The 15,113-nt window shown below is 40.8% G+C and carries 16 protein-coding genes and 1 pseudogene; 16 read left to right on the forward strand and 1 reads right to left on the reverse strand.

Annotated features, from left to right (window positions below; all coding sequences use genetic code 11):
- Position 1: 1 nt before the first annotated feature.
- The 7 genes from K6969_RS03950 (at position 2) to K6969_RS03980 (ending at position 6,864) form a co-directional block, all read left to right on the forward strand.
- Positions 2-949 carry a branched-chain amino acid ABC transporter permease gene (locus K6969_RS03950; RefSeq protein WP_029175313.1) on the forward strand — a complete coding sequence of 316 codons (948 nt, stop codon included), beginning with the start codon at positions 2-4 and terminating at the stop codon, positions 947-949.
- Positions 949-1,713 carry an ABC transporter ATP-binding protein gene (locus K6969_RS03955; protein WP_029175312.1) on the forward strand — a complete coding sequence of 255 codons (765 nt, stop codon included), beginning with the start codon at positions 949-951 and terminating at the stop codon, positions 1,711-1,713. The genes K6969_RS03950 and K6969_RS03955 overlap by 1 nt, the downstream gene beginning before the upstream one ends.
- Complete coding sequence (locus tag K6969_RS03960; RefSeq protein WP_002937288.1) at positions 1,713-2,423, forward strand: ABC transporter ATP-binding protein; 711 nt, start codon at positions 1,713-1,715, stop codon at positions 2,421-2,423. The genes K6969_RS03955 and K6969_RS03960 overlap by 1 nt, the downstream gene beginning before the upstream one ends.
- Positions 2,424-3,170: 747 nt before the next feature.
- Entirely contained in the window at positions 3,171-3,926 is a 756-nt protein-coding gene (locus K6969_RS03965) for an epoxyqueuosine reductase QueH (protein WP_024376798.1), read from the forward strand.
- An 83-nt stretch (positions 3,927-4,009) separates the two neighbouring features.
- Positions 4,010-4,666: a CBS domain-containing protein gene (locus tag K6969_RS03970; protein WP_171942652.1), complete on the forward strand. Its 657-nt coding sequence runs from the start codon at positions 4,010-4,012 to the stop codon at positions 4,664-4,666.
- A gap of 93 nt (positions 4,667-4,759) precedes the next feature.
- Positions 4,760-5,587: a hypothetical protein gene (locus tag K6969_RS03975; protein ID WP_044777194.1), complete on the forward strand. Its 828-nt coding sequence runs from the start codon at positions 4,760-4,762 to the stop codon at positions 5,585-5,587.
- A 5-nt stretch (positions 5,588-5,592) separates the two neighbouring features.
- Entirely contained in the window at positions 5,593-6,864 is a 1,272-nt protein-coding gene (locus K6969_RS03980) for a toxic anion resistance protein (RefSeq protein ID WP_044777195.1), read from the forward strand.
- Positions 6,865-6,900: 36 nt separating this feature from the next.
- Here the strand turns inward: K6969_RS03980 and K6969_RS03985 are convergent, their stop codons facing one another.
- Positions 6,901-7,767: a YitT family protein gene (locus K6969_RS03985; RefSeq protein WP_024377196.1), complete on the reverse strand. Its 867-nt coding sequence runs from the start codon at positions 7,765-7,767 to the stop codon at positions 6,901-6,903.
- Positions 7,768-7,941: 174 nt separating this feature from the next.
- On the opposite strand from K6969_RS03985, the gene tmk reads away from it, so the two are divergent.
- The 9 genes and pseudogenes from tmk to K6969_RS04030 all read left to right on the forward strand — a co-directional run bounded on the left by tmk (position 7,942) and on the right by K6969_RS04030 (position 14,830).
- On the forward strand, positions 7,942-8,580 hold the full coding sequence (tmk, locus tag K6969_RS03990) for a dTMP kinase (RefSeq protein ID WP_024418527.1): 639 nt from the start codon (positions 7,942-7,944) through the stop codon (positions 8,578-8,580).
- Positions 8,577-9,461, forward strand: a complete 885-nt coding sequence (locus K6969_RS03995; RefSeq protein ID WP_024418526.1) for a DNA polymerase III subunit delta' — start codon at positions 8,577-8,579, stop codon at positions 9,459-9,461. The genes tmk and K6969_RS03995 overlap by 4 nt, the downstream gene beginning before the upstream one ends.
- Positions 9,462-9,480: 19 nt before the next feature.
- Positions 9,481-9,798 (forward strand): DNA replication initiation control protein YabA, encoded by a 318-nt coding sequence (gene yabA, locus K6969_RS04000; RefSeq protein WP_004298942.1) that lies wholly within the window; start codon positions 9,481-9,483, stop codon positions 9,796-9,798.
- Position 9,799: 1 nt separating this feature from the next.
- Positions 9,800-10,663 (forward strand): 16S rRNA (cytidine(1402)-2'-O)-methyltransferase, encoded by an 864-nt coding sequence (gene rsmI, locus K6969_RS04005; RefSeq protein WP_029173572.1) that lies wholly within the window; start codon positions 9,800-9,802, stop codon positions 10,661-10,663.
- A 119-nt stretch (positions 10,664-10,782) separates the two neighbouring features.
- Positions 10,783-11,874 carry a 3-phosphoserine/phosphohydroxythreonine transaminase gene (gene serC, locus K6969_RS04010; RefSeq protein ID WP_029173573.1) on the forward strand — a complete coding sequence of 364 codons (1,092 nt, stop codon included), beginning with the start codon at positions 10,783-10,785 and terminating at the stop codon, positions 11,872-11,874.
- A pseudogene (locus K6969_RS04015) lies at positions 11,874-12,432 on the forward strand (GNAT family N-acetyltransferase). The gene serC and the pseudogene K6969_RS04015 overlap by 1 nt, the downstream one beginning before the upstream one ends.
- Before the next feature lie 369 nt (positions 12,433-12,801).
- The gene (locus K6969_RS04020; RefSeq protein ID WP_029173575.1) at positions 12,802-13,983 is read left to right on the forward strand and encodes a 3-phosphoglycerate dehydrogenase family protein; all 1,182 of its coding nucleotides are present in this window, start codon (positions 12,802-12,804) and stop codon (positions 13,981-13,983) included.
- Between the two features lie 2 nt (positions 13,984-13,985).
- Complete coding sequence (locus K6969_RS04025; RefSeq protein WP_029173576.1) at positions 13,986-14,480, forward strand: methylated-DNA--[protein]-cysteine S-methyltransferase; 495 nt, start codon at positions 13,986-13,988, stop codon at positions 14,478-14,480.
- Positions 14,477-14,830 (forward strand): arsenate reductase family protein, encoded by a 354-nt coding sequence (locus K6969_RS04030; RefSeq protein WP_024409826.1) that lies wholly within the window; start codon positions 14,477-14,479, stop codon positions 14,828-14,830. Before K6969_RS04025 ends, K6969_RS04030 begins: the two co-directional genes overlap by 4 nt.
- The last annotated feature ends 283 nt before the right edge of the window (positions 14,831-15,113 follow it).

Consider the following 15,113-nt stretch of genomic DNA (forward strand, 5'->3'; position numbering starts at 1 on the left):
CATGAAGCAAAATTTAAAAGTCAATGCAATTTGGTTGGCAATCTTATTAGCTGGCTTTGGAATCATTCAGGGACTTGTTTCAGCTGGTATTTTAAATTTTTACTATGTTCAAATTGTACAACAAATCGGTATTCAAATTATCTTGGCAGTTGGTTTAAACTTGATTGTTGGTTTCTCAGGTCAATTTTCACTTGGTCATGCTGGTTTTATGGCTATTGGTGCTTATGCAGTAGGTATTCTTGGGAAAATGATGCCATCTTATGGTGGTTTTGCTATTGCCTTGCTTGTTGGTATGTTGGTTGCTGGTGGTGTAGCCCTCTTAGTAGGTCTTCCAACATTGCGTTTGAAAGGAGACTACCTTGCCATTGCGACCCTTGGTGTTGCAGAGATTATTCGTATTTTAATTATCAATGGTGGTAGTGTAACGAATGGTGCAGCAGGTATTATGTCTATTCCACTCTTTACAAGCTGGCCTTTAGTTTATATTTTTGTAATCATCACAACCTTGGTGACAGTTAACTTCCTATGTAGTCCAATGGGACGTGCTACAATTTCTGTTCGTGAGGATGAAATTGCGGCAGAATCTGTAGGTGTCAATCCAACATTTGTTAAAGTTTCAGCCTTTGTATTTGGTGCTATGACGGCAGCCATTGCAGGTGGTCTCCATGCAGGATACGTTGGGACAATTGTTCCGAAAGACTTTGCCTTTATGACCTCCGTTAACGTTTTGATTATCATCGTATTGGGTGGTTTGGGCTCTATCACAGGTACCTTTGTAGCAGCCATTGTACTTGGTATTTTGAACGTATTCCTCAAGAGTTACTCTGATATTTCAATGATTATCTATTCATTAGCTCTTATTCTCTTGATGATTTTCCGTCCTGGAGGTCTTTTGGGAACGAAGGAATTCAGCGTAGCAGCTCTACTCAAGAAGAAGGAGGTTAAGTAATGGCATTACTTGAAGTAAAAGATTTAACCAAGAACTTCGGTGGCCTGACTGCCGTTGGTGACGTGACCATGGAACTTCATGAAGGAGAATTGGTTGGTCTTATCGGTCCAAATGGTGCTGGTAAAACGACTCTTTTCAACCTCTTAACAGGTGTTTATGAGCCAAGCGAGGGGACAATTTCTCTTGCAGGGACTATTTTGAACGGTAAAGCACCATCAAAAATTGCTTCGCTTGGTCTAGGTCGTACTTTCCAGAACATTCGTTTGTTCAAAAATATGACCGTTTTGGAAAATGTTTTGATTGGTCTTGGCAACCATGGTAAATCAGAAGTATTTGCAAGTTTCTTCCGTCTTCCAGCATTCTATAAGAATGAAGAAGCGTTGAAAACAAAAGCGATTGAACTTTTGAAAATCTTCTATTTGGATGGAGATGCAGATACATTAGCTAAAAACCTTCCTTACGGTCAACAACGACGTTTGGAAATCGTTCGTGCCCTTGCGACTGAACCCAAAATTCTTTTCTTGGATGAGCCAGCGGCTGGTATGAACCCACAAGAAACGGCAGAATTGACCCAACTCATCCGTAAAATCAAAGAAGAATTTGGCATTACTATCATCTTGATCGAACACGATATGAGCTTGGTTATGGAAGTAACGGAGCGGATATACGTATTGGAGTACGGTCGTTTGATTGCCCATGGTACACCAGAAGAAATTCGTAATAACAAGCGTGTAATTGAAGCCTACCTTGGAGGTGAAGCTTAATGGCAATGTTAGAAGTAAAAAATCTTTCCGTTAACTACGGTGTTATCGAAGCTGTTAAAGATGTTAGCTTTGAGGTTAATGAAGGTGAAGTTGTAACACTTATCGGCGCTAATGGTGCTGGTAAAACCTCTATCCTTCGTACTATTTCAGGACTTGTTCGTCCATCAGCTGGAACGATCTCTTTCCTTGGAAATGAGATTCAAAAAGTTCCTGCTCGTAAAATCGTTGCGGACGGTTTGTCACAAGTTCCAGAAGGTCGTCATGTCTTTGCAGGCTTGACGGTTATGGAGAACTTGGAAATGGGTGCCTTCCTTCGTAACAATCGTGAAGAAAACCAAGCAAACTTGAAAAAAATATTTGCTCGTTTTCCACGTTTGGAAGAACGTAAAAACCAGGATGCAGCTACCCTTTCAGGTGGGGAGCAACAGATGTTGGCAATGGGACGTGCCCTAATGAGCCAACCAAAGCTCCTGCTCCTTGATGAACCATCAATGGGCTTGGCGCCAATCTTCATTCAAGAAATTTTTGATATTATCCAAGATATCCAAAAACAAGGAACAACCGTACTCTTGATTGAGCAAAATGCCAACAAAGCCCTTGCTATCGCAGATCGTGGCTATGTTCTAGAAACAGGAAAAGTTGTCCTCTCAGGAACAGGAAAAGAACTCCTCGCCTCAGAAGAAGTCAAAAAAGCATATCTGGGTGGTTAAAACGTGGGTTACCCCACGTTTTAAGTTGGAAATGAGAACCGCTGGTAAGCGGTTTTCTTTATAAGTGGGTTACCCCACGTTTTAAGTTGGAGATGAGAAACGCCGGGAGGCGTTTTTCTTTATATCAAGGTCTGGGGGACCTTTTTAAGTTGGAAATGGGAGCGGGAAAGAACTCGACTGGTCAAAAAAAGAGTTCGTCAACAAGTCTTTATTTCTAGTTGTTGAGCTGAAACAGTCACTACTCTGACTGTTTCACTCCCACCCCCGCATAGCTCCAACAGTCAGAGTAGTGACTGTTGGAGGTTGGAAATGAAGCGAACTCTGTTCGCATCAGTCGTAATGGTCAGATTTGGAGTGTAAAACACGAACAAATCTGCCAATCAACCACTGCGCTGAGATGTTGACACGAACCCTGAGAAGCGAGGTTGGTCTTTTTGCCCAGCCTCTTTATAAGTGGGTTACCCCACGTTTTAAGTTGAAAATGAGAACTGCCGGCAGGCAGTTTTTTTATATTCGGATAGGCTGTTTTAATCGGGAGATAGGAAAACCAGCAATGCATGTTGCTGGTTTGTCCCCACCTTGACGGGTTGTTTTAGGTTGGAAATAGGAAACGCCGGCAGGCGTTTTTCTTTATATCAAGGTCCGGGGTACCTTTTTAGGTGGAAATGGGGAGTGTTCTCTCATGTTATTGCTATCTATGCAGTGGTCTTCAAATATAGTATAATGAATGTATATTTGGAGGTTTGTATGATTAAAGTTGAAGAGATTTTATCGACTCTATCACCGAATCAAAAGGTTAACTATGATAAAGTGTTTCAAAAAATGGCAAGCACGTGGCAGGAAGCTGGGCTTCGACCGAACATTCTCATGCATGTCTGTTGTGCCCCATGCTCGACCTATACATTGGAGTACTTGACTCAATATGCAGATGTAACCATCTATTTTGCGAATTCCAATATTCATCCAAAGGCGGAATACCAGCGGCGGGCAGCCGTGACGGCCCAGTTTGTCAAAGAATTTAATCAGAAAACTGGACAGTCGGTAGGCTACCTAGAAGCTGACTATAGCCCTCAGGAATTTTTCAAAAAAACTCAGCATCTTGCCAATGAGCCAGAGGGTGGAGATCGGTGTAAGGTTTGCTATGATTATCGGTTGGATAAGACTGCGGAGAAGGCAGTTGAGCTTGGTTTTGACTATTTTGGTTCGGCTTTGACAATCAGTCCACATAAGAATTCGCAGACCATCAATGCTGTTGGGATTGAGGTGCAGAAATTATACGATACCCAGTATCTTCCGAGTGACTTTAAGAAAAATGGAGGCTATCAGCGTTCAGTTCAAATGTGTGAAGAGTATGACATTTATCGCCAGTGCTATTGTGGCTGTGTCTATGGAGCCAATGCCCAAGGTGTCAATCTCGTACAGGTAAAAAAAGAAGCCTTGGAATTTTTAAAAACGCACAGAGATTATTCCCACATTCCTTTCAAGGTATTGGATAAGAATTGATTTTCATTTCTTTTCACAAAATATTAAAATCGTTTTCGGATTTGTGGTATAATAAAGTATGATTTACCAAAGGAGGAAGTCCTATGTCAGTTAAAGATTTTATGACCCGTAAAGTTGTTTACATTTCACCAGATACAACCATTGCACACGCTGCAGATATTATGCGTGAACAGGATTTGCACCGTCTACCTGTTATTGAAAATGATAAGTTGGTTGGTTTGGTCACTGAGGGAACGATCGCAGAAGCTAGTCCATCGAAGGCAACTAGCCTATCTATTTACGAGATGAACTACCTTTTGAATAAGACTAAGGTCAAGGATGTGATGATTAATAATGTTATCACAGTCTCAGGTTATGCTAGTCTTGAAGATGCTGCTTATCTCATGTACAAAAACAAGGTCGGTATCTTACCAGTCGTGGATAATGGTCAACTCTATGGAGTTATTACTGATCGTGATATTTTTGCAGCTTTTCTTCATGTCTCGGGTTATGGAGAAGAAGGAGTACGCGCTCGGTTCCTTGTTGAAAATAAGGCAGGGGAGTTAGAAAAAATTATTCGATTGGTGGCAGATAAGGATTATAATATTGTATCTACTGTGCAACTTGCTACCAAGTCTGGAAAAGTTGTCATCGAAGTGCAGATTGACGGAAAAGTTGATGTTGAAGAAGTTCGAACTCTTTTCGAGGGTGCAGGTATCCAAGTGGATAGCTTGGTTCCGACTGTTGCTAAAAACATTTAAAAACCGAGATTTCTCGGTTTTTTTCTTTAGCTATCATTCTAGTATTTTAGGGGAATGTGATATAATAAAGTATATCACGTATGAGGAGGCTCTATGGGGTACAAATATAAAAAGTATAAGAAATATGGTAAAAATAATTCAGGACTTGTGGCCCTCCTTGTTTTATTGGCAATCGGTTTTGTCATGAGTTTCTGGTATATCTTATTGCCCATTGGGCTCTTAATTGGCTATTTTTACAAGAGAGAGGCTATCCAGCGTTTTTTGAATGGAGATTCTATAAAACGCTTGCAGGCATTAACGCTATCTATTCGTTCGGGCTATGAAAAGCATCAAGAGCTCTTGGTGGAAAAGGGTAAGGATAAGGTTGTGTTACAGTTGCGAAACAGACTGTTAGGACAATTATTTGAATTAGATCAGCTCTATCAAAAAGTTGGAAAATATCTGGATGGATATGAAAGTAAAGAAGTTGTAGATACCTTGCAACTAAAATATCATTTAAAACTGCCAGAAGCTAAAACAGAAAAAAATACTGACACACAGGTTTCTACTGGTGGTAATGCTGTGATGGATGAACAAGGCATGATAGCGGATTTAGCTCCTGAAATTCTAGAAACCTATTGTAATATTCAAAGAGACAATCTTGTTATTCTTGAAAAGCTGGAAAAGGCGACAGATAAGCGGGAAGAATTGACAGCTATCCATGAGGCCAATATGAATCGGTTTAACGATATTTTACAGGGGTATTTGAAAATCAAAAAATCACCGAAAGATTATTTCAACGCAGAAGAACGGTTGGTGCAGGCAAAATCAGCCATGGAAATGTTTGATAAGGATTTGGATGATACCATCAAACAATTTAACGAAGCGGATATGAAAGATTTTGAAGTCAGTCTGCGTATGATGAAAAGAGAAGAGGAATAGAGAAGATGTCAGGATTTAATTTCGATATTGATCAGATTGCTAATAATAGTTTATCAACCAAAGATAAGACAACAGAGCTTATTCAAGCGACTCCGACTGAAGATAATTCAAAAGTGTCTTTCTTGGCACAGTTGACACCGGAACAACAAACAGGTATTCGTGCCAAGGCTCCCCAATTGGTGGATAATTTCTTAGCTAATCAAAATGCCCTCTTGGATTTTGGTAAGGAAGCGGTAGAAGAAGTCAATGCCACGGTCAATCATATTTTGTCAGAACAGAAGAAGATTGAAATTCCACAGGTGGATGAGCTTTTGGCCAATACCAACCGTGAATTGAATGGTTTTGTGGCTAAGTATAAGGACATTTCCACAACTGCTGAATTAGAAAAGAAACCAGGTTTCTTCCAACGCCTGTTCAAGCAGACCAAAAATGATTTGCAGGAATTTTATTTCGATTCACAGACCATTGAAAAGAAAATGGATAGCATGGCAGCCAGTGTGGTCAAGCAGGAAGAGGTGTTGGCGCGCAATATTGTTTCTGCGGAGCTTTTGATTGAAAATAATACCAAGTCTATCGAGAATTTGGTGGGGGTCATCGCCTTTATTGAAGCGACTGGTCAGGAAGCTGCAGAGCGTGCAAAATTGGCACAAGAAAACCTCGCAACTTTAGTACCAACTACAGTCGATTATCAAGTAGCTTCTGAGAAGTTAGCACGTGTAACAGAGGTTGCTAATATCCTCGAACAACAACATTCTGAGTATATGAGTCGCTTGTATGTCGCGTGGACAACGACACCGCAGATGCGTAATCTGGTCAAGGTTTCTTCGGATATGAAACAGCGCCTTGGGATGTTACGTCGCAATACTATTCCAACAATGAAATTGTCTATTGCACAGTTGGGCATCTTACAACAATCTATCAAGTCTAGCCAGACGGCAGATGCGATTGTCAATGCTAATAATGCTGCCCTTCAAATGCTTGCGGATACATCAAAAGAAGCCATCCCGATGATGGAACGCACAGCTCAGAATCCGACCCTTTCAGTAGCATCTGTTACCAAATTGGCAGAAAGTTTGGTTGCCCAAAATAATGGCATTATTGCAGCTATAGATGAAGGGCGTCAGAAACGTCGTGAGCTGGAAGCGGCTATTATCCGTTCGGCTGAAACCATCAATGATTCTGTTAAGCTACGCGATCAAAAAATCATTGCTGCTTTGCTGGAGCAAGGCAAAGAAGCACAGTCTGAGGCAGAGCAACCACTTGAAACCAATCAATAATATAAAACCTGCAGTTCAGCGAAACTGCAGGTTTGTTTAATGGCGTTCTATTGGTTTTTTATCTCGATCTAAAGTAAATCCCTCACCGAGTACTTCATGTGCGTCTGTAATGGTGATAAATGCGTGGGGGTCAATGCGATGAATAAGCTCCTTCATCTCTTGGAGTTGGCTCTTGTATATGACCGAGTAAATCATGTTGACATCGGCTTTGCTGTAGAAACCTTGTGCTTTGATAAAGGTGACACCACGCTCGATTTCACAATCAATAGCCTGAGCCAATTGGTCAGATTTTTGAGAAACAATCATAACACCCTTGCTACCATATCCGCCCTCCGTGACAAAGTCAATAACCTTGGAAGCAATAGCAACCATCATTAAAGTATATAGAACTGTTCGGAGGTCTTTAAAAACAATAACAATCAGAGTTAGGATGAGGATGTCAACTGCAAGAATGATTTGTCCAATGGAGTAAGGTAGGAATTTATGACCTATACGAGCAATAATATCGCTTCCCCCAGTCGTTCCGCCAGCACGGAAGATGGTTCCTAAACCTAGTCCCATAAGAATCCCACCAAGGATACTAACGAGTATCAAATCTTGTTGTAGATTGATTGAAAAATGGATTTTTTCAAAAATGGCCAACCAAAAGGTAACGCTAAAGGTTCCTAAGATACTGAGATAGAGAGTCTTCTTTCCGAGTATTTTCCACCCGAGGATGAACAATGGAATATTAATCACAATGTTCATTATCCAAGGTTGAATATGAAGAAGGTAGTAAATAATCAGCGTCAATCCCGTTGCGCCACCCTCGAATAGACGATTGGGCATGATTAAATAATTTAGCCCAAAGGCAAATAGCCCTGCACCAAGCAAAATAAGTAAAATATTTTTCAAACGAACCATAAGCACCTCCGAATATGTGTGTATATCAATTTTAAAAGATTTTCTCCATAAAAACAAGTCAATTTTCAAGTGATTTTTTGACTAATTTTTGGTAAAATGGAATGAATATCTAAGAACCAGTCTTCACAAGTGAAGTGCTGGACTGTGCATACTGGTACTAAGAGCGAGGGAAAGATGAGAAACGGTTTTTTTATTACATTTGAAGGTCCAGATGGGGCAGGGAAAACGACGGTATTGCAACAGTTATTGCCAGCCTTGCAGGAATTGGGGCCAGAAGTAGTCACAACTAGAGAGCCAGGTGGGGTGGCGATTGCAGAAGAAATTCGCAATATAATTCTCAATCCTGCCAATACAGCGATGGATGATAAGACGGAGCTGTTATTGTTCATTGCAGCACGACGTCAGCATTTGAAAGAAAAGATTCTTCCACCCTTGGCACAGGGGAAATTGCTCTTGATTGATCGTTTTATCGATTCCTCTATTGCCTATCAAGGATTTGGACGGGGCTTGGATATAGATGACATCCATTGGCTCAACCAGTTTGCAACAGATGGTTTAAAGCCAGATTTAACCCTCTATTTTGATATTGATACAGAGGAGGGGCTGGCTCGAATTGCCCGCAATGCTGACCGTGATGTGGATCGCTTGGATATGGAAAAAGCAGATATGCATAGACGGGTGCGTCAAGGCTATCTTAGTATTTTAGAGCAGGAACCAGAGCGGTTTGTAAAGATTGATGCCAGTCAGCCACTAGAGGCTGTTGTTGCAGATGCTCTGGTGGTCATTAAGAAACGGTTTGCAGAAAGAACATGAAGATTGAAGAACTTAGAAACTTACAACCCAGTGTATTTCAACGTTTTGTGACAATTTTAGAGCAGAGACGTTTGGCACATGCCTATCTATTTTCAGGTGACTTTGCTAGTTTTGATATGGCAATTTTTCTCAGTCAATCGTTATTTTGTCAGGAGAAAGAAGGCGTCCTTCCTTGTCAGAAGTGTCGGTCTTGTCGCCTAATTGAAGCAAATGAGTTTTCAGATCTTACTGTTATTGCACCGCAGGGAAATGTTATCAAAACAGACACGATACGTGAATTAGTTAAGAATTTTTCACAATCTGGATTTGAATCCAATAAGCAGGTTTTCATTATTCGTGATGCTGAGAAAATGCATGCTAACGCAGCCAACTCTTTGCTAAAAGTGATTGAAGAACCTCAGTCAGCTATTCACATCTTCTTATTGACCAATCAGGAAGAAGCTGTCCTTCCTACTATCAAGAGTCGGACACAGATTATAGGTTTTCCTAAAAATATTCCGGCCATGGAGCGAATGTTAGAAGAGGAGGGCTTGTTAAAAACACAAGCGAATCTCTTAGCTCAACTGGTTTCAAGTCAAGAAGAAGCGAAAAAGTTAGCAGAAAATAAAAACTTTTTAGATTTGATGGGACAGGCAAAGAAATTTACAGACTTGCTCTTGGTGGAGCCTACACGTGCATATTTGCAAGTTGGAATCCTAGTGTCTTTAGCTGTGGAAAAAGCTGAGCAGGGGCGTTTGTTTGACCTTCTGAGTCTGATATTATCTGAGAAAATGATGGAATCGGCAAATGTACGTGAAAAAATGGATGCTGTTCTTAAGGCTAAGAAGATGTGGCAGGCAAACGTAAGTCTACAAAATAGTCTAGAGTATATAACTCTGTAAAATAAAAGAAAGGGAGATAATGGATAAAAAAGAAATTTTTGATGCCCTAGATGATTTTTCGCAGAATCTTCTAACCACGTTGGCAGAAGTGGATGCTATCAAAAAGCATTTACAGGGAGTTATTGATGAAAATACGACCCTCCGTTTGGAAAATTCCAAGTTGCGCGAACGTTTGGAAAAAGATGATAAGACAGGCCATAAATCTTCCAACTTTGGTAAGGAGAATTTGGAGAATATTTACGAAGATGGTTTCCATATTTGTACCTTCTCTTATGGTCAACGTAGGGATAATGATGAACCTTGTATGTTCTGTGTAGAATTATTGAATCGAGATTAGGATGAAAGTACAAAAATCATTTAAGGGACAGACGAGTTTTGGGACTTTATACCTGGTGCCAACGCCAATTGGAAACTTACAGGATATGACATTCCGAGCTGTTCAGATTTTGAAAGAAGTGGATATAATTGCAGCGGAAGATACGAGAAATACAGGCCTCCTACTCAAACATTTTGAAGTAGAAACCAAGCAAATATCCTTTCATGAACACAATGCCCATGAAAAAATTCCAGTTTTGATTGATTGGCTCAAATCTGGTCAGTCCATTGCGCAAGTTTCTGATGCAGGTTTGCCTTCCATTTCGGATCCTGGTCATGACCTGGTAGGGGCAGCGATTGCGGAAGATATTCCTGTTGTAGCACTTCCAGGAGCATCGGCGGGAATTACAGCCTTGATTGCATCTGGTTTGGCACCCCAACCACATATTTTTTATGGATTTTTACCGAGAAAATCGGGGCAGCAAAAAGAATTTTTCCAAGAAAAAAAGACCTATCCTGAGACGCAAATTTTCTATGAATCTCCATATCGTGTGGCAGATACCTTAGAAAATATGTTGACAGTTTATGGTGATCGTCAGGTAACAGTTGTTCGAGAGTTGACCAAGTTATACGAAGAATACCAGAGAGGAAGCATTTCCGAATTACTAGAGTATTTGGAAGAAAATCCACTTAAGGGAGAATGCTTGATTATTGTCGAGGGTGCTGGTGAGGTAGTCTATCCTTCTGCTGACGAAGTAGACTTGAAGGCTGAGGTAGAAAGGGAAATTGCAAGTGGCATAAAACCTAATCAGGCTATCAAAGAAGTGGCCAAACGCTACCAACTCAAAAAACAAGAAGTATACGATATTTATCATGGACTAGGCTAATGCTTGGTCTTTTTGGTTTTTAGGTATTTTCCGTACCTTTTCTGAGAACTCAGCATATTTTATGGAATTGTCTGAATATTTGTGATATAATGAACAGACTAACTTAATGGAGGGATTTTATGACAATCTACAACTTCTCTGCAGGTCCTGCAGTATTGCCAAAACCAGTGCTTGAACGTGCTCAAGCTGAATTCTTGGACTACAATGGTTCGGGAATGAGTGTTTTGGAGATGTCCCATCGCTCCAAGGACTTCGATGATATTATTAAAGGTGCTGAAGCGACGCTTCGTGAATTGATGGCCATTCCAGATAACTACAAGGTGTTGTTCTTACAAGGTGGAGCATCTTTGGAATTTACTATGATTCCTCTCAACTTTGCCCAAGGTAAAAAAGCCTACTATCTTGTCGGTGGCTCATGGGGTAAAAAAGCCTATACTGAGGCTGTGAAGCTATCTAAGACTATTGACTTTGAACCAATCTTGCTTGGCTCTACAGAAGATATCACCTATGCAGAATTGCCAACCTTCGATAAAAATGATATTGATCCAACTGCTGCTTACGTGCATTTGACAACAAATAACACTATTGAAGGAACAGCAGTTTATGAAATTCCTGACACCAATGGTGTGCCAGTCATTGCCGACATGTCTTCGAACATCTTAGCGGCTCGCTATAATGTTGAAGATTTTGCCATGATTTATGCTGGCGCTCAGAAAAATATTGGTCCTGCTGGTGTGACGGTGGTGATTGTTCGTGAGGACTTCCTCAATGATCAACCAATGCTTTCAAGCATGTTGGACTACCGTATTCAAGCAGAAAATGACTCTCTTTATAATACGCCACCAGCTTATTCTATCTATATTTCTAAACTCGTCTTTGAATGGGTAAAAGAAATCGGTGGTGTGGACGAAATGGAAAAAATCAACCGTGAAAAAGCAGGTCTGCTCTACGATTACATTGACGCGTCAGCTTTTTACAGCAACCCTGTTCGTAAAAAAGAAGAGCGTTCAGTAGCGAACATTCCTTTTGTATCTCCAAGTGAGGAATTGGATGCCAAATTTGTCAAGGAAGCGACAGCAGCAGGCTTCAAGAACATCAAGGGACACCGCTCTGTTGGCGGTATGCGAGCGTCACTCTACAATGCCTTCCCACGTCAAGGTGTGGTCGACTTGATTGATTTTATGAAAAAATTTGCAGCGGAGAATGCTTAATGGAAATTAGATTAGCACATCCAAATGAGATGGAGGCTATTGTCGATATTCTTGAAGATGCTCGTGCATTTCTAGCAACCTCCGGTATCAATCAATGGCAGGGAGAGTATCCAAATAAAGAGGATATCTTTGATGACATTCTTTCTGGCAGAGGTTACGTTGGTCTAGTTGACGGTAAGGTGGCAGTTTATGCCGCCGTTCATCGTGGTCAAGAAGCAGAATATGAGGCCATATATGAAGGAAAATGGCAGCACAATCATCCTGTATATACAACATTTCATAGAATTGCAGCAGCTGACGAATTTCGTGGTCAAGGAATCATACAAACTTTTTTTGCAAGGTTTAATTGAAGGTCAAAAAGGACCGGATTTCCGCTGTGATACCCACGAGCAGAATAAGACAATGCAGCACATTCTAAAAAAATTAGGTTATGTCTATTGTGGTAAAGTCCCAATAGACGGAGAACGTCTAGCCTATCAAAAAATCAAGCATAAGAGCGAGCGAAGTCTTTACCAGGAAATCAGTGAAGACGACCGTTGGTTGCTTGGGAATAACTAAAAAAAAACGAAAGCAAAGGGACGAGGCAACAGCTCATTACTACTTCTCAAGGTTCGAGTCAACATCTCAGCACAGTGGTTGATTGGGTTTAACAGTCCAGTGGACTGTTAAAGGTTGGAGATAAGATTTGCGAAGCAAATCTCAGCAGTTCGTATTTTATACTCCAAATCTGACCTTTACGACGGATACGAACTGAGTTCGCCTTATTTCCAACCTCCAACAGTCACTACTCTGACTGCTGGAGCTGTGTGGGGGTGGGACTAAAATAGTCCAGTGGACTATTTTAGCCCGAACCTACGATTTGGAAGTAAGACGAACTCTTCTGTAGTTAGGTGAGTTCTTTCCCACTCCCCTTTTTAGGTAAAAATAATGGTATTTAGTGTACGAACATTTAACAATATTAACCAAGTTGGTCTCAAGGAATTGGGCAATAAATTCCAGATTGACGGAGATCATGCAGCAAATCCAGATGCCTTTATCATCCGTTCTGAAAACTTGCATGGCTTTGATTTTCCCGAAAATCTGAAAGCCATTGCCCGTGCTGGTGCAGGGACTAATAATATTCCAATCGAAGAGGCAACTGAGAAAGGGATCGTGGTCTTCAACACTCCAGGTGCCAATGCCAATGCCGTAAAAGAGGCAGTCATTGCTTCCATCCTCTTGTCAGCACGTGACTATATCGGAGCGACGGCGTGGGCAAATACATTGTCAGGAGATGATGTACCTAAGCAGGTTGAAGCAGGTAAGAAGCAGTTTGCTGGGACAGAGATTTCAGGCAAAACTTTGGGCGTTATCGGGTTGGGTGCTATCGGTGCGCGTATTGCCAACGATGCTCGCCGTCTGGGTATGAATGTGCTTGGTTACGACCCTTATGTATCAGTAGAAACTGCATGGACCATTTCCAGCCATGTCAAACGTGTGGATGATTTGAAAGAAATCTTTAGCAATGCTGACTATATCACAGTCCATGTTCCTTTGACAGACAAGACCCGTGATTTGTTCAATGCGGACAGTTTTGGCCAAATGAAGAAAGGAACGACTTTGATTAACTTCGCCCGCGGTGAGTTGGTCAATAACGCTGACCTGTTTGAAGCTATCGAAGCAGGAGTTATTAAGAACTACATCACTGACTTTGGTACAGAAGAAGTGTTGAATAAAGATAATATCATTGTCTTCCCACACGTTGGTGGGTCAACAGAGGAAGCAGAGCTCAACTGTGCCATTGCAGCTGGTCAGACCATTCGTCGTTTTATGGAGACTGGTGAAATCATCAACTCAGTTAACTTCCCAAATGTGAAACAGTTCTTGGATGCTCCCTATCGGATTACTCTCATCAACAAAAACATTCCAAACATGGTGGCAAAAATCACCACTGCCGTGTCTGAATTGGGCATCAACATTGACAACATTATCAATAAGTCTAAAGGTGGCTATGCTTATACCTTGCTGGATTTGGATGAGGCAGATAAGAGTAAAATTGACGCTTTGGTTGCTAATTTTGAAGCAACGGATGCTATTGTCAAGGTTCGTGTTATCAAAAATAAAAATTAGGTATGTATGTAAAAACAATCTACCAGAGTCCGCTAGGGGCAATGTCCCTAGTGGCCGGTGATAAAGGCTTGCGCGGAGCCTGGTTTGAGGACCAGAAGTTTTTTGAACGAGGCTTGAATGAGAAAGCTATTTTAGCCCCCCATCCCATTTTAGACCAGACCAGTCTCTTGCTGGATGCTTATTTTTCAGGTGAGGAGGTGGATTTTACTAGCCTGCCTCTTGAAGCTATTGGGACTGAATTTCAGGAAAAAGTCTGGGCTTTATTGAAAGAAATCCCTCATGGTCAGACGACTAGCTATGGGCAACTTGCCCAGCAACTGGACATTCGTTCTGGTCAGGCAGTAGGAGGAGCAGTTGGGCGCAATCCCTATTCTATTATTGTTCCTTGTCACCGTGTTCTCAATCAAAAAGGACAGTTGACAGGTTATGCAGGTGGACTGGATAAGAAAATCTGGCTCTTGCAACATGAAAATCCGAGATTTGAGGTGAAGAAATGATCTTATTTTATGAATATCCTAAATGTTCGACTTGTCGGGCAGCAAAAGCAGAGCTGAAGAGTTTGGGCTTGGAATTTGAAGCTATTGACATTAAGTCAACACCGCCTAGCGCTGAAGAGCTAAAAGCTTGGATGGAAGCAACAGGTCTTGAATTGAAAAAGTATTTTAATACTTCAGGAAATAGTTACCGCGAACTTGGTCTGAAGGATAAATTTGAAAGTTTAACGGTGGATCAAGCATTAGACTTATTAGCTAATGATGGTATGCTGATTAAACGTCCTCTCTTGATTCAAGATGGGAAAATCTTACAGATTGGTTATCGAACAAAATATGAAAATCTCGGCCTATAAGGTCGGGATTTTTTATTGAGTATAAAAGTCTAAATAAAAGGCAATAGTTACCAATCATGAAATGAGTATAAATAGACATAATAAACATATATGAAAGCTATATATATTTGTATGATTGAAACCAAGAAAATTTCAAAAACTTTTTCAGTGCTCTCTGCAAAACTGCTGAAAAAATCGCATTTGCATATATATATATATCAGTGGAATTTGTTTATTTTTTTGCTGTAAACTACTTTTATTTTTTGAAAAATTTGGTATAATCAACTGAAACGCCAAATTAGGT

This window comes from Streptococcus suis, assembly GCF_019856455.1.
Taxonomy (GTDB): domain Bacteria; phylum Bacillota; class Bacilli; order Lactobacillales; family Streptococcaceae; genus Streptococcus; species Streptococcus suis_AE.

Coding starts and splice junctions, on each gene's coding strand:
- K6969_RS03950 (WP_029175313.1), top strand. CDS start 2: ATGAAGCAAAATTTAAAAGTCAATGCAATTTGGTTGGCAATCTTATTA.
- K6969_RS03955 (WP_029175312.1), top strand. CDS start 949: ATGGCATTACTTGAAGTAAAAGATTTAACCAAGAACTTCGGTGGCCTG.
- K6969_RS03960 (WP_002937288.1), top strand. CDS start 1,713: ATGGCAATGTTAGAAGTAAAAAATCTTTCCGTTAACTACGGTGTTATC.
- K6969_RS03965 (WP_024376798.1), top strand. CDS start 3,171: ATGATTAAAGTTGAAGAGATTTTATCGACTCTATCACCGAATCAAAAG.
- K6969_RS03970 (WP_171942652.1), top strand. CDS start 4,010: ATGTCAGTTAAAGATTTTATGACCCGTAAAGTTGTTTACATTTCACCA.
- K6969_RS03975 (WP_044777194.1), top strand. CDS start 4,760: ATGGGGTACAAATATAAAAAGTATAAGAAATATGGTAAAAATAATTCA.
- K6969_RS03980 (WP_044777195.1), top strand. CDS start 5,593: ATGTCAGGATTTAATTTCGATATTGATCAGATTGCTAATAATAGTTTA.
- K6969_RS03985 (WP_024377196.1), bottom strand. CDS start 7,767: ATGGTTCGTTTGAAAAATATTTTACTTATTTTGCTTGGTGCAGGGCTA.
- tmk (WP_024418527.1), top strand. CDS start 7,942: ATGAGAAACGGTTTTTTTATTACATTTGAAGGTCCAGATGGGGCAGGG.
- K6969_RS03995 (WP_024418526.1), top strand. CDS start 8,577: ATGAAGATTGAAGAACTTAGAAACTTACAACCCAGTGTATTTCAACGT.
- yabA (WP_004298942.1), top strand. CDS start 9,481: ATGGATAAAAAAGAAATTTTTGATGCCCTAGATGATTTTTCGCAGAAT.
- rsmI (WP_029173572.1), top strand. CDS start 9,800: ATGAAAGTACAAAAATCATTTAAGGGACAGACGAGTTTTGGGACTTTA.
- serC (WP_029173573.1), top strand. CDS start 10,783: ATGACAATCTACAACTTCTCTGCAGGTCCTGCAGTATTGCCAAAACCA.
- K6969_RS04020 (WP_029173575.1), top strand. CDS start 12,802: ATGGTATTTAGTGTACGAACATTTAACAATATTAACCAAGTTGGTCTC.
- K6969_RS04025 (WP_029173576.1), top strand. CDS start 13,986: ATGTATGTAAAAACAATCTACCAGAGTCCGCTAGGGGCAATGTCCCTA.
- K6969_RS04030 (WP_024409826.1), top strand. CDS start 14,477: ATGATCTTATTTTATGAATATCCTAAATGTTCGACTTGTCGGGCAGCA.